Source organism: Streptomyces sp. S07_1.15, from assembly GCF_020739505.1.
Classification (GTDB): domain Bacteria; phylum Actinomycetota; class Actinomycetes; order Streptomycetales; family Streptomycetaceae; genus Streptomyces; species Streptomyces xinghaiensis.
In genome coordinates this window covers 6,485,853-6,500,064 of the sequence record NZ_JAJBZK010000001.1, presented here as the reverse complement: position 1 = coordinate 6,500,064, position 14,212 = coordinate 6,485,853, and the positions used below count along the sequence as shown (strand labels likewise).

Sequence of the window (14,212 nt, the reverse complement as noted above, 5' to 3'; positions counted from 1 at the left end):
CGTACGGAAGCGCCTTCCGTACGGGCCCTCACCGCGGAGGCGGCGGCCGTCCGCGTCAGTCCAGCGCGGCCCGGACCGCCGCGACGGCCTCGTCGGCCGGTACGGCCCGCTGCTCGCCGCTCTCCAGGTCCTTGAGCTGGATCACGCCCTCGGCCAGATCCCGCTCCCCCGCGACCAGGGCGATCCGCGCCCCGCTGCGGTTCGCCGACTTCATGGCGCCCTTGAGACCGCGGCCGCCGTAGCTGAAGTCCGCCGCGACCCCGGCCCGGCGCAGCTCGGTGACCACGCCGAAGAGCGCGCGCCGTGCCTCCTCGCCGAGCGGCACCGCGTACACCTGAGTGGCCGGGGGCAGGGCGAGCTCGACGCCCTCGGCGCGCAGGGCGAGCACCGTGCGGTCCACGCCGAGCGCCCAGCCGACGGACGGCAGGGACGGTCCGCCGATCATCTCGGAGAGCCCGTCGTACCGCCCGCCGCCGCCGACCGCGGACTGCGAGCCCAGGCCGTCGTGGACGAACTCGAAGGTGGTGCGGGTGTAGTAGTCCAGGCCGCGGACCAGCTTGGTGTCGTCCTCGAAGACCACGCCCGCGGCGGTCAGCAGCTCGCGCACCTGTTCGTGGTACGCCGTGCAGGACGCGCACAGGTGGTCGCGCATCATCGGTGCTCCGGTGAGCTGCTTCTGCACGGCCTCCCGCTTGTCGTCGAGGACCCGCAGCGGGTTGATCTCGATGCGCCGCCGGGTGTCCTCGTCGAGGTCGAGCCCGCGCAGGAAGTCCTGGAGCGCGGCGCGGTAGACCGGGCGGCACTCCTGGTCGCCGAGCGAGTTCAGCAGCAGCCGGAAGTTCCGCAGGCCCAGCGACCGGTAGGCGTCCACGGCGAGAATGATCAACTCGGCGTCGAGCGCCGGGTCCTCGGCCCCGATGGCCTCGGCGCCGACCTGCGAGAAGTGCCGGTAGCGGCCCGCCTGCGGGCGCTCGTAGCGGTAGTACGAGCCGGAGTACCAGAGCTTCACCGGGAGGTTCCCGGCCTTGTGGAGGTTGGCCTCCAGCGCGGCGCGCAGCACGGAGGCGGTTCCCTCGGGGCGCAGCGCCAGCTCGTCGCCGCCCTTGGTGGTGAGGGTGTACATCTCCTTGGTGACGATGTCGGTCGACTCACCGACACCGCGCGAGAACAGCTCGACGTTCTCGAAGCCGGGGGTCTCGGCGTAGCCGTAGCCGGCCCGCCGCAGCGGGGCGGAGATCGCCTCCCGCACCGCGAGGTACACGGCGGAGTCGGGCGGGAGCAGGTCGTACGTGCCCTTGGGGGCCTTGAAGGTGCTCACTGGGGGAATTCTTCACATTCCTCGTCGTGGAACGGCCGGTCCGGCCGTTCCGGGGCCGGCGGCCACCTCCCGCAGGAACGGGTTGGCGGCGCGCTCGCGGCCGATGGTCGTCTGGGGGCCGTGGCCGGACAGCACCACCGTCGAGTCGTCCAGCGGCAGGCACACCCGGGCCAGCGACCGGAGCAGCTCGGCGTGGTCGCCGCCGGGCAGGTCGGTGCGTCCGACGGAGCCGGCGAACAGCAGGTCGCCCGAGAAGAAGACCTGCGGCACATCGGCCCGCTCGGGCATCCGGAAGGTCACCGACCCCTTGGTATGCCCGGGCGCGTGCGCGACGCCGAACTCCAGGCCGGCCAGCTCCAGCTTCGCGCCGTCGGCCAGTTCCCTGACGTCATCGGGCTCTCCGATCGTCAGCTCGCCCATGAGCTGCTGCCCGATGGAGCGGCCGAGGGCCTTCTCCGGGTCGCTCATCATGTAGCGGTCCTCGGGGTGGATCCAGGCCGGTACGTCATGGGCGCCGCAGACGGGCACGACCGAGGCGACGTGGTCGAGATGCCCGTGGGTGAGGACGACGGCGACGGGCTTGAGGCGGTGCTTGGCGAGCGTCTCCTCGACGCCGGGGGCCGCCTCGTGGCCCGGGTCGATGATCACGCACTCCTCGCCCGCGGCGGGGGCGACCAGGTAACAGTTGGTCCCCCAGGCCCCGGCGGGGAACCCGGCAATGAGCACAATCGTCCCCAACATGTGGTCCGGTAACTGATGTCGATCAGGTCAGAGCCTACCGGCGGCGGTCCACCGGCCGCGAACCCGTATACGGTACGGCCAGGTTCCGCGCCGGCCGGGCGCACCGGGGCGGACCGCGACGGACACGAACAGGACCACGACGGACAAGACCGGCAGAACGACCGGCGCAACGACCGGCACAACGACCGACAGACCCCCCACGTCACGAGGAGACGGACCGGTGGCCACGAGCGACCAGCGGCGGAGAGAACTCGCCCGGAAGAAGTTCGAACGGCAGCAGGAGCGCCGCGCCCAGCGGCGCAGGGCACGCCGCCGCAACGCGGTGATCGCGGCCGCGGTGGCCGCCGTTCTCGTCGCGGGCGCCGCGGCGGCCGCCACGGCGGGCCTGGGCGGCGACGGCAAGAAAAAGGACGACGCAGCGGCCTCCCCGGAGACGTCCGCGACGAGCAAGGCCCCCGACCCCTGCGACGAGCCGGCCGAGGGCGAGCCCGGCACCGAGCAGTGGAAGAAGGAGCCGGCGATGACGATCGACACCTCGGCCTCCTATGTGATGGAGCTGGAGACCACCTGCGGCGACATCGGCATCACGATGGACGCGGAGAAGGCACCGCGCACCGTCAACTCCTTCAACTTCCTGGCGGGCGAGGGGTTCTTCGACCACACCAGGTGCCACCGGCTGACGGAGTCCGGCATCTACGTCCTGCAGTGCGGCGACCCGAAGGGGACGGGGCAGGGCGGCCCCGGCTACACCATCCCGGACGAGAACCTCAAGGACCCGAAGCTCAAGGGGAACGTCTATCCCGCGGGCACCGTGGCGATGGCCAACAAGTACAACGCCGTGGAGAAGAAGGGCCGGGACAGCGGCGGCAGCCAGTTCTTCCTCGTCTACCAGGACAGCCAGCTGCCGCCCGACTACACGCCGTTCGGGACCATCGACGAGGCTGGCATGAAGGTCCTGAAGAAGATCGCCGACGCGGGCGCCGCCGCCCCCGACGCGACGCAGAACACCGCGCCCAACGCCACCGTCGTGATCAACAAGGCGACGGTGCGCAAGTCCTGAGCCGCTCGGTATGCCAAATCCCGGCCGTCCGGATGCGGACAGCCGGCCCGGGGTTCGCCTATGTTTGGCGTGTAACCGGTCAGGGCGATTGAGCCGGCCCGGGCCCCTCCTCCCCGCAGGGGGCGAGGAGGGCGGAACTGTGGACGATGCCCGCGAGCCGTGAGCTCGTGGCGGCATCATGTGGAGGAGGCGCTGTGAGCAGCGACCCGTGGGGCCGCGTCGACGAGGCGGGGACCGTGTACGTGCGTACGGCCGAGGGCGAGAAGGTCGTCGGATCGTGGCAGGCCGGCTCTCCCGATGAGGCCCTTGCCTACTTCGAGCGCAAGTACGAAGGGCTGGTCGTGGAGATCGGCCTCCTCGAACGCCGGGTGCGGACCACCGACCTGTCGTCCAAGGACGCGATGACGGCCATCGGCCACATCCGGGAGCAGATCGACGCGCACCACGCGGTGGGCGACCTCGACGCCCTGCGGCAGCGGCTCGACAAGCTCGTCGAGGTCGTCGAGGCGCGGCGCGAGGAGCGCCGGGCGGCGAAGGCCCGGCAGTCCGACGAGGCCCGGCAGGCCAAGGAGAAGCTGGTCGCCGAGGCCGAGGAGCTGGCGGGCAGTGATCAGTGGCGGTCGGCCGGCGAGCGGCTGCGCGCACTGGTCGACACCTGGAAGGGGCTGCCCCGGCTCGACCGCAAGACGGACGACGAGCTGTGGCACCGCTTCTCCCACGCCCGTTCGGCGTTCTCGAAGCGGCGCAAGGCGCACTTCGCCGCGCTGGACGCGCAGCGCGAGGAGGCCCGGCAGGCCAAGGAGAAGCTGGTCGCCGAGGCCGAGGCGCTCTCCGGCTCGACCGAGTGGGGCCCGACGGCCGCCCGGTACCGCGAGCTGATGTCCTCCTGGAAGGCGGCGGGCCGCGCCCAGCGGGAGGCGGAGGAGGATCTGTGGAGCCGTTTCCGCGGCGCGCAGGACGTCTTCTTCCAGGCCCGCTCCGAGGCGTTCTCGGAGCGCGACGCCGAGCAGCGGGAGAATCTGACCCGCAAGGAGGAGCTGGTGACCGAGGCGGAGAAGCTCCTGCCGGTCACCGACCTCAAGGCGGCGCGGGCGGCCTTCCGTTCGGTCAATGAGCGGTGGGAGGCCATCGGCCACGTACCGCGCGACGCCCGCCCGAAGATCGAGGGCCGGATGCACGCGGTCGAGCGGGCCATCCAGGAGGCCGAGGAAGCCGAGTGGCGGCGGACGAACCCGGAGGCGCGGGCCCGCGCCGAGGGGCTCACCGGCCAGCTGCAGGCCGCCGTGGACAAGCTGCGCGGCCAGGTGGACGCGGCCCGCGCCGCGGGCAACAACGCCAAGGCCGACAAGCTCACCAAGGAGCTGGAGGGCCGTCAGGCCCTGCTGGACCAGGCGCTCAAGGGCCTGCAGGAGTTCGGCGGCTGAGCCGCGGGCAGGGACGCGGAACGGCCCCGGTGCGCAAATGATGCGTACCGGGGCCGTTCGCCGTTCCCGGTCCCGCCGTTCTCACGGCCGGCGGGCCGAGGTGATGCGGTAGACGTCGTAGACGCCCTCCACCGTGCGGACCGCCCGCAGCACATGGCCGAGATGCTTCGGGTCGCCCATCTCGAAGGTGAAGCGCGAGGTGGCCACCCGGTCCCGGGAGGTCTGCACGGCCGCGGAGAGGATGTTGACGTGCTGGTCGGACAGCACGCGGGTGACGTCCGACAGCAGCCGCGACCGGTCCAGCGCCTCGACCTGGATGGCCACCAGGAAGACGGAGGACTGGGTCGGCGCCCACTCCACCTCCAGGATGCGTTCGGGCTGCTGGGAGAGCGAGTCCACGTTGACGCAGTCCGCGCGGTGCACCGAGACGCCGCTGCCGCGGGTGACGAAGCCGATGATCGGATCCCCCGGCACCGGGGTGCAGCAGCGGGCCAGCTTCACCCAGACGTCGTCGACGCCCTTGACCACCACGCCCGGGTCGCCCTTCGCCCGCCGCTTGGTCCGGGGGCGCAGCGGCGTGGACTCGGCGAGGTCCTCGTTGGCCTCGTCCTCCCCGCCCAGGGCGTGGACCAGCTTCTGCACGATGTTCTGCGCGGTGACATGGCCCTCGCCGATGGCCGCGTAGAGCGAGGAGATGTCCGGGTAGCGCAGTTCGTGCGCCAGCGTGACCAGCGAGTCTCCGGTGAGGATGCGCTGGATGGGCAGATTCTGCTTGCGCATCGCCCGGGCGATGGAGTCCTTGCCGTGCTCGATGGCCTCGTCCCGGCGCTCCTTGGAGAACCAGGCGCGGATCTTGTTGCGGGCCCGGGGCGACTTGACGAAGCCGAGCCAGTCCCGGGACGGGCCGGCGCCGGGCGCCTTGGAGGTGAAGACCTCGACCAGGTCGCCGTTGTCCAGGGTCGATTCCAGCGGTACGAGGCGGCCGTTGACCCGGGCGCCGATGGTGCGGTGGCCGACCTCGGTGTGCACGGCGTAGGCGAAGTCGACGGGGGTGGCGCCGGCGGGCAGCGCTATGACGTCGCCCTTGGGGGTGAAGACGAAGACCTCGTTGCGGGAGAGGTCGAAGCGCAGCGACTCCAGGAACTCTCCCGGGTCCTCCGTCTCCTTCTGCCAGTCCAGCAGCTGCCGCAGCCACGCCATGTCGTTGATGGCGTCGTCCTTGCCGCCGGCTCCGCGGGGGGCGTCGGTGCGGACCTTGGAGGCGCCGGCGACGGCCTCCTGCTTGTACTTCCAGTGCGCGGCGATGCCGTACTCGGCGCGACGGTGCATGTCGAAGGTGCGGATCTGCAGCTCGACCGGCTTGCCGTTGGGCCCGATGACCGTCGTGTGCAGCGACTGGTACATGTTGAACTTGGGCATCGCGATGTAGTCCTTGAACCGCCCCGGCACCGGGTTCCAGCGGGCGTGGATGGTGCCGAGCGCCGCGTAGCAGTCGCGGACGGTGTCCACCAGGACGCGGATGCCCACCAGGTCGTAGATCTCCGCGAAGTCGCGGCCGCGGACGATCATTTTCTGGTAGACGCTGTAGTAGTGCTTGGGGCGGCCGGTGACGGTGGCCTTGATGCGGGCGCCGCGGAGGTCGGCCTGGACCTCGTCGGTGACGATCGCCAGGTACTCGTCGCGCTTGGGGGCGCGTTCGGCGACCAGCCGCACGATCTCGTCGTACATCTTGGGGTAGAGGATCGCGAAGGCGAGGTCCTCCAGCTCCCACTTGATGGTGTTCATGCCCAGCCGGTGCGCGAGCGGGGCGTAGATCTCCAGGGTCTCGCGGGCCTTCTGCTCCTGCTTCTCCCGCTTGAGGTAGCGCATGGTGCGCATGTTGTGCAGCCGGTCGGCCAGCTTGATGACCAGGACCCGCGGGTCCTTGGCCATGGCGACGACCATCTTCCGCACGGTCTCGGCCTGGGCGGCCTCACCGAACTTGACCTTGTCGAGCTTGGTGACCCCGTCGACGAGGAGGGCGACCTGGTCGCCGAAGTCGCGGCGGAGGGTGTCCAGGCCGTACTCGGTGTCCTCGACGGTGTCGTGCAGCAGGCCCGCCATGAGCGTCGCCGGGTCCATGCCGAGCTCGGCGAGGATGGTCGTCACCGCGAGCGGGTGGGTGATGTACGGGTCGCCGCTCTTGCGCTTCTGGCCGCGGTGCCAGCGCTCGGCCACCTGGTAGGCCCGCTCGATCTGGCGGAGCGTGGCGCTCTCGATCTTGGGGTCGTTGCTGCGGACGATGCGCAGCAGCGGTTCGAGCACCGGGTTGTACGGGCTGGAGCGCTGCACCCCGAGCCGGGCCAGCCGGGCGCGCACCCGGTTGGAGGAGCCGGAGCGCGCGACGGCGCCGGGCGCGGGGCGCGCCGTGGCGCTCGCGCCGTTCGAGCGGGTCTCGGTGGCGGGGGGCTTCGGCTTGGGTGCGGAGAGTGGCGTCACCGGCTCGGCCGCGCTCCCGTTCCGGCGCGCGGTCGTGTCCGCCGCCGTGGTCTCGGCGGGCTTCTCCGGCTGCGTCGCGGCGGTGAGCGGCTTGGCCTTGTCCGGCAAGAGCACTCCTCAGGGGGGTGGCCTCTCCCCGCGGGCAGCCGGGGAGACGGGTCCGGACTCCCGTTGAGATCCGGACATCCATGGTATCGGCCCCCGGTGAATCGGCGCGGCCCGGCTCCCGCCGGGGCCGGGAGCCGGGCGTTCACGGAGACATGACGGAGGGCGGACGCCCAGGTGGCGCCCGCCCTCGGTCATGCTGTGATCCGCGTCTCAGAGGGTGAGGAGGACCTCCAGCGGGGCGCCGGAGAGTGACCGCTCGAGCCGCTGCCGGCCGTCGAGGAAGCTCAGCTCCATGAGCATCGCCACCCCGGCGACACCGGCTCCGGCCCGCCGGATGAGCGACAGGGACGCCTCGGCGGTCCCGCCGGTGGCCAGCACGTCGTCGATCACCATCACCCGGTCGCCGGGGTCCAGGTCCTCGGCGTGTATCTCGATCTCGGCGCTGCCGTACTCCAGGTCGTACGCCTGGCCCAGGGTGGCCCCGGGCAGCTTGCCGGCCTTCCGGACGGGGACGAAGCCCAGCCCGGCGCGGACGGCGGCGGGGGCGGCGAGGATGAACCCGCGCGCCTCCAGTCCGACGACCTTGGTCGCGCCGTGCCGCAGGCACAGCTCGGCGAGGGTGTCGGTGAGCGCGCCGAAGGCGGCCGGGTCGGCCAGCAGCGGGGTGATGTCCTTGAAGGTCACGCCCGGCTTCGGGTGGTCGGGCACATCGCGGATGCGGCCGAGGAGCCGGCTCTGCAGCTCCTGGGACACCGGGGCGGCGGCGGTCACCGGATCACCTCCGCCTTCCGGAGGCGCGCCCGCGTCCGCGTCCGCCGCGGGCGGCGGGCGGGCGGGGGACGTCGGCGGAGGTGGCACCGGCCGGGGCCGCGGCCCGCGGCTCCGGGGCGCCGTCGGCCTCGTCCCCGGCGCCGGTCTCCCAGTCCTCGTCCTCCCGGCCGGTGTCCTCCCCGGCGGGCCCGTCGGCGCCGTCCTGCTCACCGGCCGCCTCCCGGCGGGCGCGCTTGCCCAGCACCCGGCGGTCGTGGGCCTTCACGTCCGGCTGGCGGAGGCGCAGGTCCACGGAGATCGGGGTGGCGATCATGATCGAGGAGAACGTACCCGCGGCGAGGCCGACGAAGAGCGACAGCGCGATGTCCTTCAGCATGCCGCCGCCGAGCAGGCCGCTGCCGATGAAGAGCAGCGCGGCCACCGGCAGCAGGGCGACCACCGAGGTGTTCACCGAGCGGATCACCGTGGCGTTGATGCCGAGGTTGGCCAGCTCCCCGTAGGTGTAGCGGGTCTGCTTGGTGTAGTTCTGGGTCTTCTCCTTGACCTTGTCGAAGACCACCACCGTGTCGTACAGCGAGTAACCGAGGATCGTCAGCACACCGACCACGGTGCCCGGGGTCACCTCGAAGCCGACGATCGCGTAGACGCCGACGGTGATGATCAGGTCGTGGAGGAGGGCGACGAGGGCGGCCACGGACATCCGCCACTCGAAGGCGATCGCCAGATAGACGCTCACCAGGGCCAGGAAGACCACCAGGCCCTGGATGGCCTTCGTGGTCATCTGGTCACCCCAGCTGGGTCCCACCAGCTCGACGTTGAGGTCCTTGGCCTCGATGCCGAGCTCCTCGGCGAGGGCTTCCCGGGTCTCGCCGGACTGCTCGGTGGTCAGCTCCGTGACCTGGATGCGGAGCGCGCCGCTTCCCAGTTCCTGGACGCGGGCGTCGCGCCCGGAGGCCTCACGGACCGTCTCCCGCGCCTGCTCGATGGAGATGGGGGCGGAGGGCTGGGTGGTGAAGACGGCGCCGCCCTGGAACTCGATGCCCAGGTACAGCCCGCGGACGCCCAGCCCGGCCAGGGCCGTGATGACGACGAGCAGCGTGATGCCGTACCAGAACTTGCGCCGGCCGACGAAGTCGTAGCTCAACTCGCCGCGGTACAGCTTGCCACCGAGGGTGCCGAGTCGTGACATCTCATGCCTCCTTCGGGTCGGTGGTGGCGAGGGCCGGGCGGCGCCGCCCGCGCAGGGGCGGGCTGGCACCGAGCCGTTTCGGGTCGAGCCCGGACTGGGGGTGGCCGCTGGTGAAGAACGGCCGGCCGGACAGGATCGTCATCAGGGGCTTGGTCAGGAAGAAGACGATGGCGATGTCCACGGCCGTCGTGAGGCCCAGCACGAAGGCGAAGCCCTGCACCGAACCGACCGAGACGATGAAGAGCACGACGGCGGCGATGATCGAGACGACGTCGGAGACCAGGATGGTCCGCCGGGCGCTCGGCCAGGCCCGGAAGAAGGCCGACCGGACGGTGCGGCCCTCGCGGATCTCGTCCCTGATCCGCTCGAAGTAGACGATGAAGGAGTCCGCCGTGATGCCGATGGCCACGATGGCACCGCAGACGGCCGGGAGGCTGAGCGCGAAGCCGATGGCCGGGCCGAGCAGTGTCATGATCACGTAGGTCAGGAGGGCGGCGGCCACCAGGCTGGAGACCGCGACGAGTCCCAGGACCCGGTAGTAGAAGAACAGGTAGACGACGACCAGGGCCAGTCCGATGGCTCCGGCGATCAGGCCCGCCTTGAGCTGCTCGGAACCGAGCGTGGGCGAGATCGTCGTCACGTTGCTCTCCTCGAAGGAGAGCGGCAGGGCGCCGTAGGACAGGACGTTGGCCAGGTCCTCGGCGGACTGCTGGGTGAAGCTGCCGGAGATCTCGGCGTTGCCGCCGCCGATGCGGGTGTCGACCGACGGCGCGGAGACGACCTCACCGTCCAGGACGATGGCGAACTGGTTCGGCTGCTGCTGGGAGATCCGCTCGGTGGCGTCCGCGAACTGCTCGGCGCCCTTGCCGTTGAAGTCGAGGGTGACCACCCAGCCCTTGCCCGTCTGGGAGTCGAAGAGCGCCTTGGCGTCGTCGACCTCCGTGCCGGCGACATCCGTCGGGCCGAGCGCGTACTTGACGGTGCCCTCCTGGTCGCAGGCGACGGTGTTGTCACCGGGCTTGTCGCCCTCGCCGGCCTTGGCACGCTCCTCGGGCTTCGAGCAGTCCAGAGCGTCGAGCTTCTTCTGGAGCTCGGCGGGAACCCCGGATTCCGGCGCGGGGGCCTCGGGGGTGCCGGTCTCGCCGGGAGACTGCGTGGGCGCCGCCTCGGGCTTCTCCGAGGCGTCGGCGGCGAGCGCGTCGGTCAGGGCACGGCCCTGGGTGGTGGAGGAGGGAGAGGGCTCCGCGGACTCGGCGTCCTTCTCCCCGCTCTCCCCGGCCTTGTCGCCGTTCTTGCCCTCGTCGTCCGCGCCGGCCGAAGGGCTCCCGGTGGGCTCGGGGGCGGGTGCGCCCTGCGCGACCCCCAGCACCGGACGGAACTGCAACTGGGCGGTCGTGCCGACCTGTTCCCGCGCCTGCTCCTCGTCGGTGCCCTTGGGGAGGTTGACGATGATGTTGCGGTCGCCCTGGGTCGTCACCTCGGCCTCGGTCACACCCAGACCGTTGACACGGCGGTCGATGATGCCGACCGCCGTGTTCATGTTCGTCTGGTTGATCGCGTTCTGCTCACCGGGCTGGTTCTTGGCGGTGAGCGTGATGGTCGTCCCGCCCGCGAGGTCGATTCCCAGTCGCGGTGTGGTGTGCCCGGAGAGGAACATCCCCCCGGTCAGCGCCACCACGGCGATCAGGAACAGAACCAGGGTGCGCCCCGGCCTGCCCTGGGCCCCCGAGGGGCGCCGGCCCTTCTTCGGTGCTGCCACCTTCTCGATTCTCCCTGTCCAACCGCACCGCATCGGTCGTGAGCGGGCGGCCACGAAGTGTAATGGAGGACGGTGCTCCGCGGGTACGGACGTCCGGCGGGCGGTGGTGCCCCGTGCGGCGGGGCCGTGTCCCGGTCTCGGACGACGGCACCCGGCGCGGGCGGTCGCGCCCCGCGGACGTGCCTACTTCGCGCCGGTGCCGCCGTCGTCCTTCTTGTCGGCCTCGGCGGCCTTGCCTGCCTCGGCGGCCTCGCTGTCGCCGGCCGGTTCCCCTGCGGCGTCGCCGCGCTCGCCGGCGGCGTCCTTGCCGAGGTCGACCACGGGCTCGTCACCGGCCGCCGGACGGTCCGCCGCGGTGAGCGAGGACGCGTCGTCCGGGACGACCGGGGTGTCCGACTTGAGCTCGCCGCCGTCGAAGCCGGTACCGTGCACGATGCTGTTGTACTCCGCGTCCTCGAGGACCGCGGCGACGGCGTTCTTGGCGTAGACGGCGTGGACCCCGGGAGCGACCTCCAGGAGGACCGTGTCGTCGCCGACCTCCTTGACGGTGGCGTACATGCCCCCGATCGTGCGGATACCGGTGCCCGGCTGCATCTGGTCACGCATCGCGGCGGCCTGCTGCTGCTTCTTCTTCGCCGAGCGGGTCATGAGGACCATGGCCCCGATGAGCACGATGAAGGGGAGGAGAGTGACGATATTCACGGGACGGGGTTTCCTTCGCACGACCGCAGGGGATGCGGCCTGGTATTCGGGGGTGGGTGCGCCGTCCGGTGCATGGGACGGCATCGGCGGAGTCTAAGCGAGTTCGCGCCGATGGAACAACGTCCAGCATGGCACCGGGGTTCCGGGGCAGGCGAGGGGACCGCGCCGTCAGACCCCGAAGAGGCCCTGCTGACCGCCGGAGCCGCCCGCGTTCTGCGGCGGCCGCAACCCCAGATGCTCCCAGGCCGCCGGGGTGGCGACCCTGCCGCGGGGGGTGCGGGCCAGCAGCCCCTCCCGGACCAGGAAGGGCTCGGCCACCTCCTCGACCGTCTCGCGCTCCTCGCCCACCGCGACGGAGAGGGTGGACAGGCCGACCGGTCCCCCGCCGAACAGCTTGAGCAGCGCGCCCAGGACGGCGCGGTCGAGCCGGTCCAGGCCCCGCCCGTCCACCTCGTAGACGCCGAGAGCGGTCTCCGCGATGGAGCGGGTGATCACCCCGTCCGCCTTGACCTGGGCGTAGTCCCGGACCCGGCGGAGCAGCCGGTTGGCGATCCGGGGGGTGCCGCGGGAACGGCCGGCGATCTCCGCGGCCCCGTCGGGCTCGATCTCGACGTCCAGCAGCTGGGCGGAGCGGTGCAGCACCCGCTCCAGCTCGGCGGGCTCGTAGAAGTCCATGTGCCCGGTGAAGCCGAAGCGGTCTCGCAGCGGCGGCGGCAGCAGTCCGGCCCGGGTGGTGGCGCCGACCAGGGTGAAGGGCGGGAGTTCCAGGGGGATGGCGGTGGCGCCGGGGCCCTTGCCGACGACGACGTCGACCCGGAAGTCCTCCATCGCCATGTAGAGCATCTCCTCGGCGGGCCGGGACATCCGGTGGATCTCGTCGAGGAAGAGGACCTCCCCCTCCGCGAGGGAGGAGAGGATCGCGGCGAGATCGCCGGCGTGCTGGATGGCCGGGCCGGAGGTGATGCGGATCGGGGCGCCCATCTCCGCGGCGATGATCATGGAGAGGGTGGTCTTGCCGAGGCCCGGGGCGCCGGACAGCAGGACGTGGTCGGCGGTGGCGCCGCGCTGGCGGGCGGCGCGCAGGACGAGGTCGAGCTGCTCGCGGACCCGCTCCTGGCCGACGAACTCGCCCAGGTTCTTCGGGCGCAGCGCCGCCTCGATGGCCTGGTCCTCACCGGCGGCACCGGCGTCCACCAGCCGCTCCCCGGCCTCGGTCCCGGCCGCGGTGTCGGTAGGGGTGTCGTCCCAGTTCATGGTCTCTCTCAGCTCGGCGGGTGCCGGTGACCGGGTCCGGCTCGCGGGTCCCGGCCCCGGTCCGGGTCAGCGGGTGCGGTTCAGGCTCTGCAGGGCGGCGCGCAGCAGTTGCGGCACGGGCGGGGCGGTGCCCGCGGCGAGGGCCTCCTCGGCCTGCGGGCCGACGGCGGCCACGGCCTCGTCGGCCTCGCGGGGGGCGTAGCCGAGGCCGATCAGGGCGGCGTGCAGCTGCTCGCTCCAGGCTGCGGGCCCGGAGGTCTTCGCCCGGGCGGCGGCTCCGGTGCCCAGGGGCTCGCCGAGCCGGTCCCTGAGTTCCAGGAGGAGCTTCTGCGCGCCCTTCTTCCCGATGCCCGGTACCGCCGTGAGGGCCTTCTCGTCCCCGGTGGAGACGGCGAGCCGCAGGGCGTCGGGGCGGTGCACGGCGAGCATGGCCTGGGCCAGCCGGGGGCCCACGCCGCTGGCGGTCTGGAGGAGTTCGAACACCTGCCGCTCGTCGTCGTCGGCGAAGCCGTAGAGGGTGAGGGAGTCCTCGCGGACCACCAGGGAGGTGGCGAGCCTGGCCTGCTCGCCGAGGCGCAGCCCGGAGAGGGTGTCCGGGGTGCACTGGACGGCGACGCCGAAGCCGCCCACCTCGACGACGGCGCTGCCCGGGGCGATCGCGGCGACGGGGCCGCTGACGAAGGCGATCACGATGGTCCCTCTCCGGGGGTGTTCTCCGGCCGGGCGGCGGCCGGGCTCGCGGCTGCGGGCCGCGCGGGGACGGCGGCCGGGGCGCCCGCCGGGCGCGGGGCGCGGGGGGTTCCCGGTTCGCGGCCGGAGCGGAGCGCCGTGTGCTGCGCGCGGGCCAGGGCCTGCGCCTGCTGGAGGCGGTTGGTGGCGGGTGCGCGCCAGATGTGGCAGATGGCGAGGGCGAGGGCGTCGGCCGCGTCGGCCGGCCTGGGCGGCGCGCCGAGCCGCAGCAGGCGGGTGACCATGGCGCCGACCTGCGCCTTGTCGGCGCGGCCGCTGCCGGTGACGGCGGCCTTGACCTCGCTGGGGGTGTGCAGCGCGACGGGCAGGCCGCGGCGGGCCGCGCAGAGCATCGCGACGGCGCTGGCCTGGGCGGTGCCCATGACCGTGCGGACGTTGTGCTGGCTGAACACCCGTTCCACGGCGACGCAGTCGGGGCGGTGCTCGTCGAGCCACTGCTCGATGCCCTGTTCGACCAGGACGAGCCGGTCGGGGACGTCGGCGTCGGCGGGGGTGCGGACCACTCCGAAGCCGAGCATCGTGAGCGGCCGGCCGGCGGCCCCGTCGACGACGCCGACGCCGCACCGGGTCAGCCCCGGGTCCACGCCCAGTACGCGCACAGCGGCGCCCCTCCCCTCGATTCGGTCAGGTGTTCCTGCAGGCTATCGGCTGCCGCCGA

At 72.3% G+C, this 14,212-nt stretch carries 12 protein-coding genes; 2 read left to right on the top strand and 10 right to left on the bottom strand.

What is annotated here, in order from left to right:
- Positions 1-55 precede the first annotated feature (55 nt).
- Together hisS and LIX60_RS27940 are read right to left on the bottom strand one after the other, a co-directional pair.
- Positions 56-1,318: a histidine--tRNA ligase gene (gene hisS, locus LIX60_RS27945; RefSeq protein ID WP_227961738.1), complete on the bottom strand. Its 1,263-nt coding sequence runs from the start codon at positions 1,316-1,318 to the stop codon at positions 56-58.
- Between the two features lie 12 nt (positions 1,319-1,330).
- On the bottom strand, positions 1,331-2,044 hold the full coding sequence (locus LIX60_RS27940) for an MBL fold metallo-hydrolase (protein WP_227962952.1): 714 nt from the start codon (positions 2,042-2,044) through the stop codon (positions 1,331-1,333).
- 235 nt (positions 2,045-2,279) lie between these two features.
- Here LIX60_RS27940 and LIX60_RS27935 point away from each other — a divergent pair, with 235 nt between their 5' ends.
- Positions 2,280-3,119, top strand: a complete 840-nt coding sequence (locus LIX60_RS27935) for a peptidylprolyl isomerase (RefSeq protein WP_227961736.1) — start codon at positions 2,280-2,282, stop codon at positions 3,117-3,119.
- A 194-nt stretch (positions 3,120-3,313) separates the two neighbouring features.
- Positions 3,314-4,543 (top strand): DUF349 domain-containing protein, encoded by a 1,230-nt coding sequence (locus LIX60_RS27930; protein ID WP_227961734.1) that lies wholly within the window; start codon positions 3,314-3,316, stop codon positions 4,541-4,543.
- 81 nt (positions 4,544-4,624) lie between these two features.
- On the opposite strand, the gene LIX60_RS27925 is transcribed toward LIX60_RS27930, so the two are convergent.
- From LIX60_RS27925 to ruvC, 8 genes are all read right to left on the bottom strand, one after another.
- On the bottom strand, positions 4,625-7,129 hold the full coding sequence (locus tag LIX60_RS27925) for a bifunctional (p)ppGpp synthetase/guanosine-3',5'-bis(diphosphate) 3'-pyrophosphohydrolase (protein ID WP_227961731.1): 2,505 nt from the start codon (positions 7,127-7,129) through the stop codon (positions 4,625-4,627).
- A gap of 210 nt (positions 7,130-7,339) precedes the next feature.
- Positions 7,340-7,900 (bottom strand): adenine phosphoribosyltransferase, encoded by a 561-nt coding sequence (locus LIX60_RS27920; RefSeq protein WP_227961729.1) that lies wholly within the window; start codon positions 7,898-7,900, stop codon positions 7,340-7,342.
- Between the two features lie 4 nt (positions 7,901-7,904).
- Positions 7,905-9,089, bottom strand: coding sequence for a protein translocase subunit SecF (gene secF / locus LIX60_RS27915; RefSeq protein ID WP_227961727.1), 1,185 nt, complete (start codon positions 9,087-9,089; stop codon positions 7,905-7,907).
- A 1-nt stretch (position 9,090) separates the two neighbouring features.
- Positions 9,091-10,848: a protein translocase subunit SecD gene (gene secD, locus LIX60_RS27910; protein WP_227961725.1), complete on the bottom strand. Its 1,758-nt coding sequence runs from the start codon at positions 10,846-10,848 to the stop codon at positions 9,091-9,093.
- 183 nt (positions 10,849-11,031) lie between these two features.
- Entirely contained in the window at positions 11,032-11,550 is a 519-nt protein-coding gene (gene yajC, locus LIX60_RS27905; RefSeq protein ID WP_227961723.1) for a preprotein translocase subunit YajC, read from the bottom strand.
- Between the two features lie 168 nt (positions 11,551-11,718).
- Positions 11,719-12,804, bottom strand: coding sequence for a Holliday junction branch migration DNA helicase RuvB (gene ruvB / locus LIX60_RS27900; RefSeq protein ID WP_043472272.1), 1,086 nt, complete (start codon positions 12,802-12,804; stop codon positions 11,719-11,721).
- A 66-nt stretch (positions 12,805-12,870) separates the two neighbouring features.
- Complete coding sequence (gene ruvA, locus LIX60_RS27895; RefSeq protein ID WP_019708754.1) at positions 12,871-13,494, bottom strand: Holliday junction branch migration protein RuvA; 624 nt, start codon at positions 13,492-13,494, stop codon at positions 12,871-12,873.
- Positions 13,491-14,153, bottom strand: a complete 663-nt coding sequence (gene ruvC / locus LIX60_RS27890) for a crossover junction endodeoxyribonuclease RuvC (RefSeq protein ID WP_227961721.1) — start codon at positions 14,151-14,153, stop codon at positions 13,491-13,493. Before ruvC ends, ruvA begins: the two co-directional genes overlap by 4 nt.
- Between the last annotated feature and the right edge of the window lie 59 nt (positions 14,154-14,212).